The 17,948-nt window shown below is 62.4% G+C and carries 14 protein-coding genes; 11 read left to right on the top strand and 3 right to left on the bottom strand.

Annotated features, from left to right (window positions below; genetic code table 11):
• Nucleotides 1–32: 32 nt before the first annotated feature.
• The 3 genes from NBW56_RS02945 to NBW56_RS02935 are packed head-to-tail and all read left to right on the top strand — an operon-like array spanning nt 33 to nt 3,687.
• A complete protein-coding gene (locus tag NBW56_RS02945) occupies nt 33–2,039 on the top strand; it encodes a glycosyltransferase (RefSeq protein ID WP_250257927.1) in 2,007 nt (668 codons plus the stop codon).
• The gene (locus NBW56_RS02940; protein WP_065248133.1) at nt 2,036–2,944 is read left to right on the top strand and encodes an ABC transporter permease; all 909 of its coding nucleotides are present in this window, start codon (nt 2,036–2,038) and stop codon (nt 2,942–2,944) included. Before NBW56_RS02945 ends, NBW56_RS02940 begins: the two co-directional genes overlap by 4 nt.
• Nucleotides 2,944–3,687 carry an ABC transporter ATP-binding protein gene (locus tag NBW56_RS02935; RefSeq protein WP_065248132.1) on the top strand — a complete coding sequence of 248 codons (744 nt, stop codon included), beginning with the start codon at nt 2,944–2,946 and terminating at the stop codon, nt 3,685–3,687. Before NBW56_RS02940 ends, NBW56_RS02935 begins: the two co-directional genes overlap by 1 nt.
• Here NBW56_RS02935 and NBW56_RS02930 read toward each other — a convergent pair.
• On the bottom strand, nt 3,684–4,331 hold the full coding sequence (locus tag NBW56_RS02930; RefSeq protein ID WP_065248131.1) for a TIGR03089 family protein: 648 nt from the start codon (nt 4,329–4,331) through the stop codon (nt 3,684–3,686). The two genes, NBW56_RS02935 and NBW56_RS02930, sit on opposite strands and share 4 nt — an antisense overlap.
• Complete coding sequence (locus NBW56_RS02925; RefSeq protein WP_074299048.1) at nt 4,328–5,593, bottom strand: folylpolyglutamate synthase family protein; 1,266 nt, start codon at nt 5,591–5,593, stop codon at nt 4,328–4,330. The genes NBW56_RS02930 and NBW56_RS02925 overlap by 4 nt, the downstream gene beginning before the upstream one ends.
• Nucleotides 5,594–5,845: 252 nt before the next feature.
• Between NBW56_RS02925 and NBW56_RS02920 the strand changes: the two genes are divergently transcribed.
• Genes NBW56_RS02920 through NBW56_RS02910 form a run of 3 tightly spaced genes read left to right on the top strand, consistent with a single transcriptional unit; the run spans nt 5,846 to nt 11,376 of the window.
• Nucleotides 5,846–6,148, top strand: coding sequence for a WhiB family transcriptional regulator (locus NBW56_RS02920; RefSeq protein ID WP_065248129.1), 303 nt, complete (start codon nt 5,846–5,848; stop codon nt 6,146–6,148).
• A 21-nt stretch (nt 6,149–6,169) separates the two neighbouring features.
• A complete protein-coding gene (locus NBW56_RS02915; protein WP_250257926.1) occupies nt 6,170–9,748 on the top strand; it encodes a glycosyltransferase in 3,579 nt (1,192 codons plus the stop codon).
• Nucleotides 9,745–11,376, top strand: coding sequence for a DUF5719 family protein (locus tag NBW56_RS02910; RefSeq protein ID WP_250257925.1), 1,632 nt, complete (start codon nt 9,745–9,747; stop codon nt 11,374–11,376). Before NBW56_RS02915 ends, NBW56_RS02910 begins: the two co-directional genes overlap by 4 nt.
• A gap of 13 nt (nt 11,377–11,389) precedes the next feature.
• On the opposite strand, the gene NBW56_RS02905 is transcribed toward NBW56_RS02910, so the two are convergent.
• Nucleotides 11,390–11,803: a metallopeptidase family protein gene (locus NBW56_RS02905; RefSeq protein WP_250257924.1), complete on the bottom strand. Its 414-nt coding sequence runs from the start codon at nt 11,801–11,803 to the stop codon at nt 11,390–11,392.
• Nucleotides 11,804–11,869: 66 nt separating this feature from the next.
• On the opposite strand from NBW56_RS02905, the gene NBW56_RS02900 reads away from it, so the two are divergent.
• From NBW56_RS02900 to NBW56_RS02880, 5 genes are all read left to right on the top strand, one after another.
• Nucleotides 11,870–12,238: a DUF3499 domain-containing protein gene (locus NBW56_RS02900; protein WP_502799324.1), complete on the top strand. Its 369-nt coding sequence runs from the start codon at nt 11,870–11,872 to the stop codon at nt 12,236–12,238.
• The gene (locus NBW56_RS02895; protein ID WP_250257922.1) at nt 12,228–13,874 is read left to right on the top strand and encodes a phosphomannomutase/phosphoglucomutase; all 1,647 of its coding nucleotides are present in this window, start codon (nt 12,228–12,230) and stop codon (nt 13,872–13,874) included. The genes NBW56_RS02900 and NBW56_RS02895 overlap by 11 nt, the downstream gene beginning before the upstream one ends.
• Before the next feature lie 64 nt (nt 13,875–13,938).
• Entirely contained in the window at nt 13,939–14,619 is a 681-nt protein-coding gene (gene mtrA / locus NBW56_RS02890; RefSeq protein ID WP_065248123.1) for an MtrAB system response regulator MtrA, read from the top strand.
• Nucleotides 14,612–16,234: an MtrAB system histidine kinase MtrB gene (gene mtrB / locus NBW56_RS02885; protein WP_126846529.1), complete on the top strand. Its 1,623-nt coding sequence runs from the start codon at nt 14,612–14,614 to the stop codon at nt 16,232–16,234. The genes mtrA and mtrB overlap by 8 nt, the downstream gene beginning before the upstream one ends.
• Nucleotides 16,235–16,257: 23 nt before the next feature.
• Nucleotides 16,258–17,934, top strand: coding sequence for an LpqB family beta-propeller domain-containing protein (locus NBW56_RS02880; RefSeq protein WP_250257921.1), 1,677 nt, complete (start codon nt 16,258–16,260; stop codon nt 17,932–17,934).
• Nucleotides 17,935–17,948 lie beyond the last annotated feature (14 nt).

Below are 17,948 nucleotides of genomic sequence, written 5' to 3'. Positions count from 1 at the left end.
CCTCCGTGACCCCGATGAGTGAAAAGAGCACCATGAACGACACGTTGAACCTGCCCGAAGGGCACCGCGAACTCCACCGGCTCGTCATGCCGCTCGGCGCGAGCCCCGAAACGATGCCGCTGTACGTTGAGTCGCAGGCTCACGTCACCCCGGTCGAAGTGGCAGGGGGATCGCCGGGCGGATTTGCGGAAACTCTCGCGAGCGTGTCGTCGCCAGCGAACGCTGAGGCGAGTGCTGATGCCTATTCCCGGACGGGGCTGACGATCCCGGCGGGGCGCATGCGCTCGTTTGGTACCTATTTCAACGCGTTCCCGGCTTCGTACTGGCGCCGCTGGACCCCTGTGCGTGAGGTGACACTTACGGTCGTGACCAGCGGCGAAGGGACGATTGTTGTGCACCGCTCGAATGCAAAAGGCCGCTCGCAGCGCGTAGCCTCGAGGGCCGTTTCGGGTGAGGAAACATCGACCTTCGTCCTTCCGCTCACGGCGTTCGGCGACGGCGGCTGGTACTGGTTCGACGCCTATGCGGGTGCGGAAGATCTTGAGGTACGCGGCGCTGCGTACTCGGCTCCCGAGTCTCTCGCGCGCGTGCGCGGATCGTTCTCGATCGCGATGACGACCATGAACAAGGTCAGCTATTGCTTCGAGAACATCCGCACGATTGCCGATTCACCCCGCCTGCTCGAGACTCTCGACACGATGTTCATCGTCGATCAGGGAAGCGATCGCCTTCGCGATCACGCCGAGGAACTCGCCGAGCTCGAGGCGGCAATGGGCGGCAAGCTTCGAATCATTGAGCAAGGGAACATCGGCGGTTCAGGTGGCTTCTCGCGCGGCATGTACGAGGCAAGCATGGCGGGAGAATCCACGTATGTCGTGAACTGCGATGACGACATTGTGATCGAACCCGTCTCGCTCGAGCGTCTCGTGACCTTCGCCGATTTCGCAACAAAGCCCACGATCGTGGGTGCGCACATGTTTGATCTCAACAATCGCACGTCCCTCCACACGTTCGGAGAGATCGTTGATCGGTGGCGCATCCAGCCGGCGCTTCCGCATCAGGAGATGTCCCTCAGCTACGACCTTGCGTCGCATCCGCTGAGGGCGACGCCCTGGCTGCACCGTCGGGTCGATGTCGACTACAACGGTTGGTGGATGTGCCTCATCCCCACCGAGGTCGTGCGCGAGATCGGCCTGTCTCTTCCGGTATTCATCAAATGGGATGACGCCGAATACGGCCTGCGGGCGAAGAACGCCGGATACTCGACCGTGTCCCTTCCCGGCGCTGGAGTATGGCACGTGGCGTGGGGGGATAAGGACGATCTTGTGGGGTGGCAGGCGTTCTTCCACGAGCGCAACAGGCTCATCACGGCGCTTTTGCATTCGCCCTATGAGCGCGGCGGCAGGCTCGTGAAGGAATCGCACTTCATGGACATCAAGCATGTGATTTCCATGCAGTACTACACCCAGACGGGCCGCCTGATGGCTCAGCGTGATGTTCTTGCAGGTCCTGAGCATCTTCACGAGACGATCGGGACGACGCTTCCCGAGATCCGAGCCCTGGCCGCTCAGTTCGACGATGCCGTGCAGAAGAAAGACGTCGACGATTACCCCGCTGTGCGCACGAACAAGCCGCCACGCAAAGGTCGGGGCTTTAGCCAGCCTCGACGACTCCTCATGCCGGCGTGGACGATCAAGCAGCTCGCGAAGCAGACCTTGTCGAAGCCGAGCGAACTTTCGCGCGAGCACCCGCAGGAAGCGATTGCGCACCAGGATGCGCGCTGGTGGCGTCTTTCGCATTACGACAGTGCGCTCGTGTCGAACGCCGAGGGTACTCAGCTCGCCTGGTACAAGCGAGACCCGAAGCAGGTACGCGAACTTCTCGCGGAAGCTGTGCGCACGCACGCTGAGCTCTTTGCGAAGTGGAATACGCTGCGCGAGCAGTACCGTGCAGCGGCGCATGAACTCACGTCGTTTGAGTCGTGGGAGCGTACTTTCGCGGCAAATCCCGCATCGGAACGCGAGGGCAAAAACGCGTGAGTATTCCGTCTTTGACGCGTGCGGAGAAGACTGAAGGTTGGCGTATCCCGGGAAGCGATAAGGGCTGGCTCAACCCCTTCTACGAGCGGTTTCTTCTCAAGCTTCTCGTGAGGAAGGAACTGCGGGTGCGCTATCGCGGTAGCGTGCTTGGGATGGCGTGGAGCTACGCGAAGCCCGCGGTGCAGTTTGCGGTCTTTTATCTCGCGCTCGGTGTGTTCCTCCAGCTCAATCGTTCACTACCCGCGTACGCGGCGTATTTGTTTTCCGGCATCATCGTGATCAACCTCTTCAGCGAGGTGTTCGGGAACTGCACGCGCTCGATCGCGTCGAATGCACCGCTCGTGTCGAAAATTTACCTCCCCTCTGAGCTTTTCCCATGGGCGAGTGCGCTCGTGGCGCTCGTGCACTTCGTGCCGCAAGTGCTCGTCCTCATGGTGGGGGCCGGCCTTTTCGGGTGGCGGCCGAGCATTGCCGAAGGCTGGTGGTTCCTCATCGGCATGGTGATTCTGCTCGTCTTTACGGTGGGGCTCGGCATGCTCGCGGCGGCCCTCAATGCGGCGTTCCGCGATGTTGAGAACTTCGTCGATCTCATCATCATGGTGGCGACGTGGACCTCGCCCGTGCTGTACGCACTCGCAATGGTGAAGGAGGCCATTGGAGGAAGCATCTGGTGGACGCTTTATAGGCTCAATCCGATCACGATCGTCGTGGAGTGTTTCCACGGAGCGTTTTGGCGCCCGATGGCGCATGCGCTCGACGAATCGGGCGCATCGGCGCCAACGGTTGCTGCTGGCGCTGAAGCCGCGGAGCTCTGGTGGGCGGGGCTCCTGATCGCGGTTGCGGTCTTTGCGATGGGAACGTTCGTGTTTGAGCGCTCAAAGCGGAAATTTGCGCAGGAGCTGTGATGCCTGTTTCTGAATCCCCACGCGAAATGGTGCGTATCGAGAACGTGTACAAGGAGTTCTCCCTGCGACACACGAGGGCATTGAAAGAGCTCGTGTTTTCGGCCCTCAAGGGGAAGAAGCTCCGTGACACGTTCATGGCACTCGACGGTGTCGACGTGACGGTGCGTGCGGGGGAGACCGTCGGGCTGATCGGGTTTAACGGTTCGGGCAAGTCCACGCTCCTGAAGACGATTTCGGGTGTGCTTTTCCCCGATAGCGGTCGCGTGAGTGTGCGTGGCAAGGTTGCCGGTCTGATCGAGGTGGGGGCGGGCTTCCACCCGGATCTGTCGGGTCGCGAGAATGTGTATCTCAATGGTGCGATTCTCGGGATGTCGAAAAGCGAGATTGACGCGTGTTTCGATGACATCGTCGCGTTCAGTGAGATCGAGCAGTTCATCGACACGGATGTGAAGTACTACAGCTCAGGAATGTTTCTGCGCTTGGCCTTCGCAGTCGCGGTGCACACGGATCCTGATATTTTCCTTGTTGACGAGATTCTGGCGGTGGGCGACGAGCCCTTCCAGAGGAAGTGTCTCGCGAGGATTCGTGAGATGCAGGAGAGCGGCAAGACGATGGTGATTGTTTCGCACGAGCTCGACATGCTCACCGAGTTGTGTACGCGCATCGTGGTCCTCGAAAAGGGGCGCGTGATCTTCGACGGCGATCCCACCGAGGGCGTGGAAACTCTGCGCGCAAGCGCCTAAGCCTCGGAGGTGCTTTCGAGGCCCTCGGCTGTGCGTGTGGCGGCATCGAGCTTCGTATAGGGCGCGACGATCGTACGCCCTTCCTCCCATGCCGCGAGTGCCTCGGCAGCCTCCTGGAGATCGATATCGTCGAGTCCCACCCTTCGCGCGGAACCCCACTCGGGCCGTGGCGTAGGTGAGGGCCCCGTGAAGGCCCCGAGGGGAACCTCGAGATCGTCTCCTGCCGCTCGCACGGCTTGGACCCAGTCAAGGGCGAGAGGGGGAATCTCGCCCGGGAACGCGAGGGACAGCGCGCGAGCTTCGAGGACGAGGACGTCCTCGGCGCGCTCTGCGAGCGCCGTGTCGGGGTGTGACGTGGCGAGAACATCGATGTGCTCGGGGAGGTCGTCTACGCCCGCGATGGAGACGGTCGCACCGAGGTGCCACGCGGCAATCTGGAGAACGCTGCGCTTAAAGTGCGGGGGAAGGTCGAGGACGAGCGTGAAGCCTTCGTCCACGAGCAGTTCGTTCGCGAAGAAGTTGATCGATTTGATGATCCAGTTGGCAAGGACGCGGCCGGAGAGTTCGGTGCGGCCGTCCTCGGCATAGCTCACGAGGGCGGGGGTGGTGCCCATGCGATCGAGGGATTGAAGGAGAGCACTCATTTCGTCGCCTTGTCTGGGCAGGGTTCGCTACCCGGGGAGATCCAGTGTTCTGTGTCGAGTTCGAGATAGGCCGCCATTTCGGCCGCAAAGCTCATGGTCCCTAGGGCGATGACGCTCGTGGCTCGGCTTTTCATGGTGGCGAGTGATTGGTCGAGCGGCAAGGTTTCCCAGTCTGAGGGGTAGTTTTCGAAGAACAGGTGGTCCTCGTGCGTTGTCGCAAGGATCGTGCGGTCTTTCTCGAGGAGGTCGAGAATGCTTGCAATGTCTTTGATATCCGGCATGCACACGAGGGTGTGGGCGTCGTCGAATTGGCCCGTGCTGCGCGCATTCTCGAGAGCGGAGGCGACGCCTTCGCGGGAGATAGCCGCATCGAGAAGCCACCGGGTCCCGTGAGCGTGTACGAGGGAGGAGCGGCCGGGAAGGTGCAGTGTGCTGGCGAGGCGGAAGGCCTCTTTGTGCTGAATGGGGGAGGGGAGCAGGTTCTGCAGCGCCGCGTGGGTGACGGAGGCCGCAGTGTATCCCGTTGCGACGTTCATGGAGGTGAGAGGACCGAAACCGAGGTCCTTCGGCGCGGACACTTCGTGGCGAGTGGCGTCTGGGAGAAGCTGGTCGATGGCTTCGCGGGCCTCGCGGCAGAGAGTCTCGGGGAACACCACCTCTCGGGTGCGCTCATCGCCCGCGCCACAAAGGTTCCGAGCGATCGCGTCGACGGTGTCACCGATGACACCTTCGTGTTCGAGAAACACGGGAGTGACGACGAGAGTGTCGAGACGAAACTGCGAGATTTCGTCGGTTGCCCCTCCGAGCCCTTCTTCGATGACGAGAGCGTCGACGCCGTGGCGAAGGAGGTAGTCGGCTCCCGCGAGTGTGAAGAGCCCTGTAGGGGCGAGGTAGCCTCCTGTGTCCTCCACGGGAGGCATGAGGGTGAGCGCGTGTGATACGCGCGAGGCAAGCGCGTTGTAGTCGCTTTCAGGAAGCGGCTTGGCGTTGAGTCGTATGCGTTCGCGGTTGGTGAGGAACGGGGGAGAGGAGATCGTGCCCACGGTGTACCCGAGCGTCATGAGGTACTGGGTAGTGGCGGCGACCGCCGATCCCTTGCCCTTTGACCCGACAACCCCGATGACGGGAACGCTCGGCGAAGTGTCGAGACCGATCGCTCGAGCGAAAATTTTTGCGCGTGAGCGTGAGCGAGTATACGGCCCGTGATGCTCGTTCCATTCGCGGAAGAACGGTTCGTCCCCGGGGAGATGGCGTGCGGGCATGTGAGGTTCCTTTGCAGGTCAGGGTGTCAGGCGGTGATAGCGTCGCTGGGTTTCTTCGCTCGCAGCGCCTTAAAGTGGAAGATCATAACTCTCAAGATTCTCTTAAGCGGCTTGACGCGCCTAAGTTACATCGGTGTATTTTAGTGCTAACGCCGAACGGCTCCAGGACAACTCTAGCTCCGCTTGCGGGGTGTTCGCGGAGCATCGGCAGTAACCGTCAACAACATCGCCCGTACTCTCGAAAGGACCCTCATGACCCTCCAGGCATTCGAGGATGATGCTCGCCGCGAGCTCACTCTGGTCGAGTTCTCCTCGCTGCTCCCCGAGGGCGAGGGCGAGGGCTCGTGGCAAGAGCGCGCTCTGTGCGCCCAAACCGACCCGGAAGCGTTCTTCCCGGAGAAGGGCGGCTCGACTCGCGAGGCAAAGAAGGTCTGCATCTCGTGTGAGGTGCGTGCCGAGTGCCTCGAGTACGCTCTCGCTAATGATGAACGATTTGGTATTTGGGGCGGCCTTTCGGAGCGCGAGCGCCGCAAGCTCAAGAAGCGTGCGCTCTAGCTTTTCTTTGCTGATCGGCGGTTGTGCCCGGGGACCGAACGGGACGTTGCCGCTCTCATCCTCGTTTCCGCTACCCACGGAATCGAGGATGTCAAACGCACCCTCGAGTCGGTGCGCACCCAGTCAGTCCGTCCCGCGTGCGTGCTCACCGCCGTTGTGGAATCGGCCACCAAAGAACTGCGAGACGGTCTCGAGGCGGCGCGCGACGAGGGACTCCTCGACCTGCTACGCGTTTACCCGGCTCACGCGCGTCGCGACACGATTGTCGAGGATCTCGCAAGCGCCGTTGAAGAAGCAAAGACGGCCCGGCGGGATCGCCCCCGAACCGAGTTGCCGGAGCGCCGGCACGCCAGCGACACTCAAGCTGCGCGTGGGCAGAAGACCTCAGCGCCACCGCAGGCCGCGGGCGAAAATGAGAATGCGCCGCGCAATTTCACTCTTCTGAACCCCGCGTTTGGTGGGCGGGCACAGCACGAGGAGGAAAGTCCGACGGTAGCCGAGCAAGCGTCGGAACCCCTCTCTGTTTCCGGTGAGGCCGAGCCAACGGTGCATTCGGCCCGTGATCTCGACTGGGAAAAGCGAGCGTACCTCACGAGTGGGACGCTTGGGCGACGAGCGAGAGACATCAATCTCGACCGCGAGGAACGGCGCGAAGAACGAACTGCGACCCACACAGCGCTCGTCCCTGAACGACTGAGGGAGGACACTCGCGAGCGCCACGGCTCGAGTGGAGCTGGTCGCCGGCGCAAGCGCAGCGGTGATGGCGAGCCATGGCTGTGGATCCTTGACGGCGCAGCGGTCCCTAGCGCAACGTGTCTCGAGGAGCTCGAAGACGCTCTCGAACAGGACCCAACGGTGGGCCTAGTTGGCACCAAGCATCTTGCGTTCGACGATCTCGATCGTCCCGCCTCGCGCCTCGTGGATCTGGGCCTTTCTCTCACGCACTCCCATAGGCTCCTCACGAGTGTGGATCCGGGTGAGATCGACCAGGGACAAACTGACTGGCGCAGCGAGGTCCTCGCGGTCACGGCTCCGGGCCTGCTTGTGAGGGCTCGCACGTTCGATAAGCTTCGTGGCTTGGATCCTGCCCTTACGGCACCGTGGGACGACATCGACCTCTCCCAGCGGGTGTGGCGCGCGGGTGAGCGCGTCAAGGTCGTGCCATCCGCCTCCACCCGTATCCCGCACGATATCCGTACGCGTCCACAGGATTTCCGGTACCGGTCTTCGCAGGTCCTTTCGCTCGTGAAGTTCCGCTCCCTTCCGCTGGCGCTTTTGACTCTTATCGCCCTGCCCCTGGTCACCCTCGCGCGCATGGCGCGTGCGGTCACGCGCCACGATGCGCATGCGGTGAAGCACGAGTTTCTCGCGTTCCTCAGGGTTTTTGCGAAGGCCCCCGGGGTCCTGGTGCGCTCCCGGAAGGCGGCGGGCAGGGCCCGCATGTCGCGTAAGCGCATGAGCGCTCTTTACATGCCACGCAAGGTGGCGATGCGTGAGCGACTCGACGCATGGTGGACCTCCATGTTCGCTGACGATGAGCGTACGCGGATGATTCGCCGGACGAGCTGGGGCATCGCAGGAACGCGCCATGGTCTCGACGATGCTGATTATGGTCGGCACACGGCCTGGACGGTCATCGTCGCTCTCGCGTCCCTCGTCGGTGGGCTCTTCGCGGTACGCCCTCTCATTGGAGAGGGCACTTTAGGGGGCGCCCACTACCTTCCTCTCGCGTCGAACGCGCATGATAACTGGGACATCGTGACATCGGCGTGGCTTCCCGGCGGCCTTGGCGCTGAGGGGCCGGCGGATCTTCTCGCGCGAGTGATGGCGCTTATCCCCGTGAGCGGCGCGAGCGTGAGTGCCTGGATTCTTCTCACGGGCATTGCCTTGAGTGCGATAGCGGCGTGGTGCGCAAGCGGTACCGTGACGCGAAGCATCGTGGTGCGCATCATCGCGACTCTCGCGTGGGTGCTTTCTCCCGCTTTTGTGTGCGCCGTGCTCGAGGGGCGATGGCCCCTTATGCTTCTCGGCGTTACCGTTCCCCTGGCCGCGCTTTTCTTCGCGCGAGCCGTGGGGCTCCCGCATAAGGTTTCGCAAGCGAGCATCCCCGCTGCCGCAATGGCGGGGTTCATGGTCGCCATCGTCTCGCTCGTGCAGCCGGCCCTTGCCGTTCTCTTTTTCCTTGGCACGGCAGCCGTGGCGCCGTTTGTCCCCGGGCGCCGCAAACGCTTGTGGTGGGTGGCGCTCCCGACACTTTTCCTTCACCTCGGCACGCTGCCGGACTACCTCGCCCGGCCTGAGACACTTCTCGCGAACGCGGGTATGCCGCTCGCGTTTGAGGCCCCGGGGGTCATGCGCCTTTTCGCCCTCACACCGACGCCCGCTGACCCCGTCGCGCAGATACTCGGCGCGGGATCGAGCTGGTGGACACTGGGCCTGTTGTTCATGCCTGCGATAATTTCCGTGGTCGCGACCGTCGTATCCGGATTCCTACGCCACACGGCGGGCCTCACCGGTCGGATAAGCGGGCTTGCGCTTGCCGGTGCCGTGGCTCTCGCGTGGATTTCACAGCGCACGGTAGTGGGCTTTGAGGGCTCCACCCCCCACACCGCCTACCCTGGTGCGGCGCTCATGGTGGCAAGCGGTGCGGCAATCGTTGGGCTCATTTGCGTGGGGGACGCAATGGCCAGAAGCTCCCACGCGCCCGCTAACGGTGCACAGAAAATCGCGGCATTTGCGGTGCAAGGGCTGTGTCTTGTGGCGCTCGTGGCGTCTGCTGGGCTCTGGACCGCGAAAGGGAGCGGTGCACTCGAGGTTGATCGCCGTGTTAGTAGCGAAATTCCTGCGGTCGCCGTAGATTCGTCCGCGGGAACTGAGCGCACACGCACGTTGGTGCTGCATGAGGATTCACGCGGTGAGGTGCGGGCGCATCTTGTGAATGGCGCGCATATGAGTGTCGACGACTCCTCCGCGGCGTATGAAACTGCGCGGGCTCGAGCGGCAGAACGTGGCCAACCATCCGATGCAGCTGAGGAGGCCCTCGCCCGGGCCGTCGCGAGCGCGCTCGGTTCGGAAATTGGAGCCGAGGCCAAGGTGGATCTCGCCGATTTCGCCATCGGGTACGTTGTTGTCACGGGGGAGCCGGGTGCGCAAGCTCGCCTCTACGATGCGCTTGCCGCTGCGCCGCAGCTTGACTTCGTGACGTCGAGTGATGCGGGTGGGCTGTGGCGAGTATCGGGCACGAGCTCTCGCGCGCACCTCACGGCCGCTTCGGGTGCAAACGGGGAGGTCACCCCCCTTAACGCCGAACGAACCCGCGTTACCGGCACGGTTGACGCCTCTAACACGGAGCGTGAGCTCGCACTCGCCGTGCGCAGCGATCCACACTGGAGGGCAACACTCGACGGCGAAGAGCTCAGGCCCACGATTCTCGACACCTGGAAGCAGGGCTTTATCGTTCCCGCGGGAGAACACGGCCACCTCGAGGTGTCGTACCGAGACGATTTGCAGTTCGGTGCGGGAATTGTGACCGTCATAGGTCTCATCATCTGTGCGCTCGCTGCGGTTCCAAGACGCAACCGAAGCGAGGAGAAACGATGACTGGTAATCGCGAAAACTCACGGGCACCCCTCGCTGCGCTCGTGGTCTGCGCCATCCTCGTCCTGGTCGCAAGCGTCGTGATTGTTGTTCCCGAAAAAACCTTGACCAAAGCGAGCCTCGCGACCGCGACGTCGACCTCTACACGGGCCGTTCGGGCCTGCCAGGGGCCGATCGACGCGCGCCAAGCGGGTGAGAGCGCTGGAGACGCCGACTTCGCCGGCGGCGCGCCCGCGTCAACGGTGTCAATGAGTGCGATCGCCCTCGATCCCACCTCCAATGCCCTCTACGGGGTTGAACAGAGTTCACAGACCAGCTTCGAGCCCGGTCCGTCTGACGCCGGCGGCAAGGATGCTGCCCCTCGAATTGCTCGCCTTGATGCCGAGGGAAACGCGACCGAGGTCGATCCGGCAACGAGTGCGCTGCTCAATGCCGTGTATAGCCTCGAGACTCTCGAAAACTCGAGTGTCGTGACCGCGAGCACCGCAGACGGAGCCGAGCCCGTTGTGGAGGCAACTCAGGCGCACGTGACGGGGAGTGGAGACTACCGTGGCTTTGCACTCTCGCGCTGTGCGAGGGCGACAACGGCGGCATCGTTCGCGGGACTCACGACGCGCGCAGGCACCTCAGACGCTCTCGTCCTGATCAACCCTGGCAGCCGCGCATCGCGCGCTCGCGTGACGGCATTTTCAGAAAATGGGGTTGAACCGGCTACACAGGGGTCCGACATTGTCGTGGGCCCAGGTGAGACCACTCGAGTTCCGCTGGCGACGCTCGTTGACGAGCGCGAAACCGTGGCACTCGATGTTGAAGTTCACGGAACCGCACTCGCGATGAGTGCCGAGCTCGTGAGACGCGACGGTCTCGTGCCCATGGGCACCGAGCACGTTCAACCGAGCACTCCGGAAAGTACGCTCGTGTTCCCGGGAGTCGCGGTGCGCGATGGTGGTTCCGCTCACCTTGCGCTCGCGCGTACTGCGCGAGGAGGAGCGCCGGGCGACCCCGCATCAGTGCGTGCCGAGGACTCGATTGCCACGGCCCGCGCCTTCGATTCGAAAGGCGCCGTGATGAAAGAGTGGGATGTGAAGGACCCGGGCCAGGGAGCGAGCATCGATACCGCGCTTGAGGGCCTCGACAGTGGCACCTACACGATCGTTGTGAGCGCACGATCGTCCGTTGTGGGAACCGTGAACTCCCGGGTGGCGAGCGGCGCCCGCCAGGGCGATACGGTGGGACTTCCGGAGGATTTTGCGACGTACACCCCCGGGGAAGGCATCGACTCGGCGTCGATTCTTGCCCTTGGACGCGGTGCTGCGGGTGGCACCCTTACCCTCGAAAGTGAGAGCGGCGCGCAACTGAGCGTCGCCGTCATCAAGCGTGATGGCTCAATAGGAACGGGTGCAGCACACGAGCTTGAGGCGGGGCATTCCCTGACCTTAGCGGCAAGCGACCTGGCCGAGGATCCCTCATCCATTGCCGGCGTGATCGTCGTTTCTCAGGACGGTGGTCTCTTCCGCGGGTCATGGTCACAGGCGATCGCGGCAGATGATGGAGGCACCCTCGTGACGACTCTCCCGCTTATCGCCAACGCTGCGCGCGCGACGGGAATGACCGTGCGCGTGGAGCACTAGGCGCACTCGCGCCTTACTCAGCCCAGGGATCGATTTCCTCAACCCTTTTTCCGAGGGCCACCGCAACGTTCTCGAGGACGACGACATACACGAGTTCCGCGAGCTCATCGCGATTTCTCGCGCGCGATTCGATCGCGCGCCGGTAAAGGACGATCCGTGGGCGTGCCCGACGGGCGCCGGGAAAATATCGCCCTAGTGGCGGCGCATCGAGTGCGCCCGTGTCGAGAGGCACCTCCTCGATGAGGACCTGGAGGAATTCGAGCTTCGAGAAACGTGCATACAGGGGCCCCATCGCTTCAGCGACGAGCGCATCGAAGTGGTCGCTCGGCGTCATGAACCCCGGAAGATGCGAAGGGATGAGGTCGCTGCGCAGTCCGCGTCCGTGCCGATCTCGCCTGCGCGGCCCGGCTTTTCGTGTGAAAGGCATGCCATTAGCCTACGCGGGCGGCCGCGTCGTGTGGTTCGTGGGTGATTGCGCCGTAAGATGGTGGCCGTGTCTGCCCGTTCATGCTCAAAGTCCTCATGTTCTCAGCCAGCCGTCGCAACCCTCACGTTTGTGTACGCGGATTCGACCGCGGTCATCGGCCCGCTTTCACGCGAGAGCGAGCCTCACACCTACGACCTGTGCGCACAGCACGCCGCAGCGTTTACGGCGCCGAGAGGGTGGACGGTCGTGATGGCCCCTGCCCCGCTCGAACCGGAAGACGACGTGCTCGCGCTTGCGCGTGCACTCGCCGATGAACCTGACGCCAAAGCGAGTTACCAGAATGTGGGAACCGATAAAGGCGAGCAAGCGTCGGCCCCTCATCCCCCAGGGCGCCGGCGCCTCACGCTCGTGAGGGACGAGAGCGATGAACGCTGAGAGGGAGCGATCCGCTGCCGCGATTCTCGACAAGATCGTCGGTAGCTACGACATTCGTGGTGTCGCTTACGAGACTCTTACCCCGGAGGTTGCGGGAGCCCTCGGCGCGGCCTTCGCTGACTACCTCGATGCGGGCGACATTATCGTTGCGCACGATATGCGGATCTCGAGCCCTGATCTCGCGGACGCATTCGCCCGCGGTGCGGTAAGGCGAGGCTCTACCGTCGCGTATGCGGGGCTCAGTTCGACCGATCAGCTCTACTGTGCGAGTGGGCTCTTTGCCGCAGCGGGTGCGCAGATCACTGCCTCCCACAACCCGGCGCGCGACAACGGCATTAAAATGTGCTTTGCTCACGCGAAACCCGTGGGGCGCGCCAATGGGCTTCTTGACGTGCGTGACGGTGCGCGCGCTTACCTTGCCAAAGGAAACATTCCCGTGCGCGAGGGTGGGAGACTCGAATCACTAGATACGCTTGAGGACTATATCGCGACGATGCTCCGGCTCGTCCCGCTCGAGGGCACGCGAACGCTCAGAGTTGTGGTGGACGCGGCAAACGCGATGGCCGGACACACGGTCCCGGCACTCGCCTCTCATCTTCCTTCGCTTGAGATCATCCCGCTCTTTTTTGATCTCGACGGTACGTTCCCGAACCACGAGGCGAACCCCCTGGAGCCGAAGAACCTTCGGGACTTGCAAGCGGCGGTGCGTGAGAGCGGCGCGGATCTCGGTCTCGCGTTCGACGGCGATGCAGATCGCTGCATCGTTGTGAACGAGCGAGGCGAGATCGTGCCTCCATCCGCGCTCACCGCGATGATTGCCGAAGGCGAAATCGCCCGGGCACGGTCCGATGCTCACTCACGCCCCGTGGTGATTGGCAACGCCGTCTCGAGCCGTGCGGTCCGTGAGATTGTTGAGGCGGCTGGCGGCGAGTATGTGCGCACGAAGGTGGGGCATTCGATCATCAAGCAGGTGATGGCGGAGCGCGAGGCGATTTTCGGCGGCGAGCACTCTGCGCACTATTACTTCCGCGACTTTTTCTTTGCTGATTCGGGAATGCTCGCGGCGCTGCACGTTTTGCGCGCACTTGAACGGGCGGGAGAGGTGCCCTTGAGTGCCCTTCTCGAGCGCTGCGCTCCGTACGCGGTAAGCGGTGAGATCAACTCACGGGTCGCAGAGCCAGTGACCGACGTGCTTGAACGCGTCGCGACGCTGTGTGTCGAGCAGGGTGCGCGTCGCGATGATCTTGACGGCGTGACGCTTACCCACTGGGACGATTCCCATGACCCGAGCGAACGCTGGTGGCTATCGGTGCGCGCGTCGGGAACTGAGCCGCTCGTGCGGCTCAATGTGGAGGCTGCCAACGAGGCGACCATGGAACGCATGCGCGATCTAGCCCTCGCCGCGGTTCGGAATGAACGGGGACTACCAGACGGGAGCACCACGCGTGATTCCGGGAAAGAGGAGGCCCAGGTGGCGTCGGAAAAGAAAAGCCAGAGCGAGGAAAGCTGGGTCGCAAACCTCATGCGTTGCCCTGCGTGCCATGGGAAACTTGACCTGCGAGTAGAGCCGATTTCATGCACTGCGTGCGGCCGCACATACACGCGTGAAGGTGACGTTCCTATGCTCATAGTGTGAGACTCTCAGAGCTTGATGAGCAAGAAGAGTTTCGACCATTACAGGTTTCTGGCAGGATAACGGCATGAGCACACCCCCTAGGATTCTCGCGATTGACGATGATGCCGCAATTGCAGAGATGGTCTCAATTCTTCTTGAAGGCCGCGGATATAGCGTCGTGACGGCTCCCGACGCGCGTAAAGGACTCGCCATTCTTGAGCGCGAGAACATTGACCTCGTCCTTCTCGACCTCATGTTGCCCGGAATGGACGGCATCGAGATTTGCAGGAACATTCGCGAAAGCTCGAATGTTCCCATCATCATGCTGACAGCCCGCACCGAAACCGAAAAGGTGGTCGAGGGGCTTGAGGTCGGCGCCGACGACTATCTCACGAAGCCGTTCGAACCCGAGGAACTTGTTGCGCGCATTCGTGCGCGAGTGCGCCGAGCACCGCACGGTGAGGCGGAGATCCTTACACTCGGGGATCTCGAGATCAATGTTGATCGCCGCCAGGTGCTGAGGAACGGTGAAACGATCCGCCTTACTCCGATAGAATTCGGTCTTCTCATTCAGATGACCCGCAACCCCTCCCAGGTGTTTAGCCGCGAGGACCTTTTGCGGGAAGTGTGGGGCTATCAGCACTCGAAAGATACGCGTCTTGTGAATGTGCACGTGCAACGCTTGCGTTCGAAAATCGAAATTGATCCCGACAATCCGCGCCTGATCGTGACGGTGCGCGGGGTGGGCTACCGCGCGGGTGAGTAGCCTTCGCGAACGCCTTTTTCCCCCGGCTGCTGCGGACGACTCTCAGATCAGTTCGCGAAGTGCGGGGCGCGTTCGCCTTCGCGAATTCTCGACGTGGCCGATCGCGGCACGTGCAGTTTTTGCAACGATGCTCCTGGCGGTTCTTGCGATCCTTGTCGTGGAAACTTTCCTTTCGACCGCGATTTCCGACGCGCTCTACGAATTGAGGCGTGACCGCTCGCTCGAGCAGTCCGAGACCATGCGAGGAACACTCGTGAGCGACCTCGAGCCCCTCGTCGGCATGTCCGTGAACGAGCGGCAAGACGTGATTATCTCGTTCATGGAAGGGGTGACCGCGGGAGATCCAAAAGTCTTTAAAGGACTCGCAGTGATCCCCGTGGGGCCAACCCCGGGCGACGCTGTGACCAACAATGGGGCACTGACAGCCTTCGTGAACGCTGAATTCGAGCGGGAACTCGATGCGGCCAATGACCAGTTCGTGTATCGGAGCATCGAATACGTTGAGCATGGAGTTTCGGGGCCAGCAATCCTCGTGGGCACAACCATTGATGTTGCGGGTGCGGGCCGCTACAGACTCCTCATGCTGTATTCGGTTTCGCAGGAGCAGGAGACTCTCGACCGCGTCAACGCGATCCTCGTCATCGGCGGGGCGGTTCTCGTACTGTTGTTCTTCCTCGTCTCCCTTGTCATCTCGCGCATCGTCACGACGCCCCTCAAGCGCGCGGCGCGAGCAGTCGACCATATTTCGGAAAACGACCTCGATTATCGCCTCGTTATCCAAGGTGGTGATGACCTCGCGCGCATGGGAACGAGCTTCAACAATATGGCGGCCTCGCTGCAATCGACCATTACCGAGCTCGTTGAGCTTTCCGAGCTTGAAAAACGCTTCGTTTCCGACGTCTCCCACGAGCTACGCACGCCGTTCACCACAATTAAGATGGCGGCCGCGATGCTCGAGATGGAAAAAGAGTCCTTTACTCCTTCGGGCAAGCGCAGTCTCGAACTTTTGCGGGAGCAAGTCGCGCGATTCGAGGCACTTATCGCGGATCTCCTCGAGATTTCACGGCACGAGGCCGGCACGGTTGAGCTTGAGGCGAAGCCGACGTCACTCGCGGGCTTGGTTGACGAGCAGGTCGAGCAGTTGGTGCCCATTGCGCGGGAATATGACGCCGATATCCGCGTGCACCACTTGAGTGACGATACCGTCGGGGAGATGGATTCGAGGCGCATCGAGCGGATCGTGCGGAACCTCTTGACGAATGCGATCGAGCACGGCTCAGGCGGCGTGATTGATGTGCGAACGGCGGCGCGCGGATCGACGCTCGCACTCACGGTACAGGACTTCGGCGCAGGCCTAAGCCCGCAAGAGGCGCAGCGGGTGTTTGATCGGTTTTGGCGCGCCGCACCCTCGCGTACACATACGCTAGGCGGAACGGGGCTTGGGCTCGCGATTGCGCAAGAGGATGCCGAAGCACACGGAGGCCTCCTCGAAGCTTGGGGCGTCAAAGGGGAAACTGCGGTGTTCCGGCTACTTTTGCCGCGAACCCCAGGGGAGAAACTCGCTGCGGCTCCGCTCGCGCTCGTGCGGCCGGTCGAGAAGGGGGACACGGAGTGATGAGGCAAGGGTTCGGTGCGCGAATGCTTCGGCGACGCGCCGTTCTCGCAGGGGCGAGCGTCGCGGCGCTCGCGGGATGTGCACGCATCCCCAATTCCTCGGAGGTGCACACAACTCCAGTGAAGGGGATCGGTCTCGGTGCACAGGGAGACACAGCCGTGGCACCGCCCGATCCGGGAGCCACCAAGATCGATATTGTGCGAGGGTTCCTTGCCGCGCATCTCGGAGTCGAGGATGGCAACCGCACTGCTCGCGAATACCTTGCGGAGAGTATTCGCAAGTCGTGGAAACCCATGACCGGGATTGAATTTTCTGAGACCGAGGGGCTGGTATTCCAGGAAATAGATGGCGACAAAGTTTCCGTGACAGTACCGGTAGTCTCCAAGGTGTCACCCACCGGGGTTCGCGCGGTCAATCTTCATGCCGAGCGGGAAAAGGCAGAGTTTCGCCTCGTGCAGGTCAACGGGCAGTGGCGAATCTCCGAAACCCCCGATGCGCTCGTGCTCGGGTCGGAAGATTTCGCGCGACTATTCGAACCCGTGCGCGTGTACTTCGTGGCGAATGCGGGAGATGCTCTCGTCGCCGATCCTCGATGGTTCTTGCGTCAATCGACGTTTGCCTCGGCCTTCAACCGGCTCGCGCTCGGGCCGCCTCAATACCTGAAGGATGCTGTGCGTTCCGCGCTCAACGAGGGCAGCGTCATTGCCCCGAGTGCGCTCTCAAGGAATGAGGCGGGTGACCTCGTTGTGCAGCCCCCGGCGTCGGTTCTTGAACTCCCTCACGATGAACGCGCCCTTGCCCTCGCCCAGATCTCCGCAACCCTTCTGAGCCTCAAGCGAGTCCCAAGAGTGGTGTTCATGGACGGTCGGGAGGAAATCGCCCTTCCCCCTGATTCCCACCCTGTAAAAGCCTCGGTGGGCCACAGGCTCTATGGCTCGGGGGACAGCGGCATCGTGTCACTCGCAAGCGACACCGGAGGAGCATCGCTCGTGCCGGCCCTCGCATCCGAGACTGTTCGGCTGGGCAGAATAAGCGCCAACGGTCGCTACGCAAGCGCGGTGAGCCTTGATCGCCGAACGCTTCTCGTGACCGACCGTTCTGCTGACGCTCATGTGCGCCGCGAAAGCCTGGCCGAAGAGTTGTGTGCCCCGAGCATCGATCAATTTGGGTATGCCTGGACGATGCCGAGCGTCGGCGCGCCCGAACTTATCGCGGTGAGCGCCGATTTATCGGTTGAGGTGCGACGGCTTCCCGTTCCATGGCAGCCCACAGCCGACATTGCCTTCACTTCCCTCTCCTCGGATGGGGTGCGCCTCGCTGTCGTGCATGGCTCGCGCGGAGCCATCACCCTGAGCATCATCGGGATCGTGCGAGAGAAGCATGGCGCCCCATTGGGCCTTGCGGAGCCTCTCAGCGTAAGCGTCGCACTCGAGACCGTTGACGGTATCGCGTGGTATTCCGAGGAATCGATCCTGCTGTGGGGAACTTCGGGAGAAAGCACCCTGCCCATGGCAATCTCGTGGAATATGCACACGGGTTTCGAGCAAGTGAGCGAGTTGCGCGAGAACACGACGTCGGTGGCCGGCTCGCTCGAGGCACGTCTCATGTTCGTGGGGAGCGGAGACGGCCAAGTCGTCCAAAGGAAAGTGGATTCGTGGGCGCACATCGACGTGCGCGGGCGAGATATCGCTCTGTACTAGAGCCGAGGTGGTGG

The sequence above is a fragment of the Dermabacter sp. Marseille-Q3180 genome (genome assembly GCF_940792985.1).
Taxonomy (GTDB): Bacteria; Actinomycetota; Actinomycetes; order Actinomycetales; family Dermabacteraceae; genus Dermabacter; species Dermabacter vaginalis.
The sequence above is the reverse complement of the archived record's forward strand: the minus strand, read 5'-3'. Positions and strand labels throughout refer to the sequence as shown.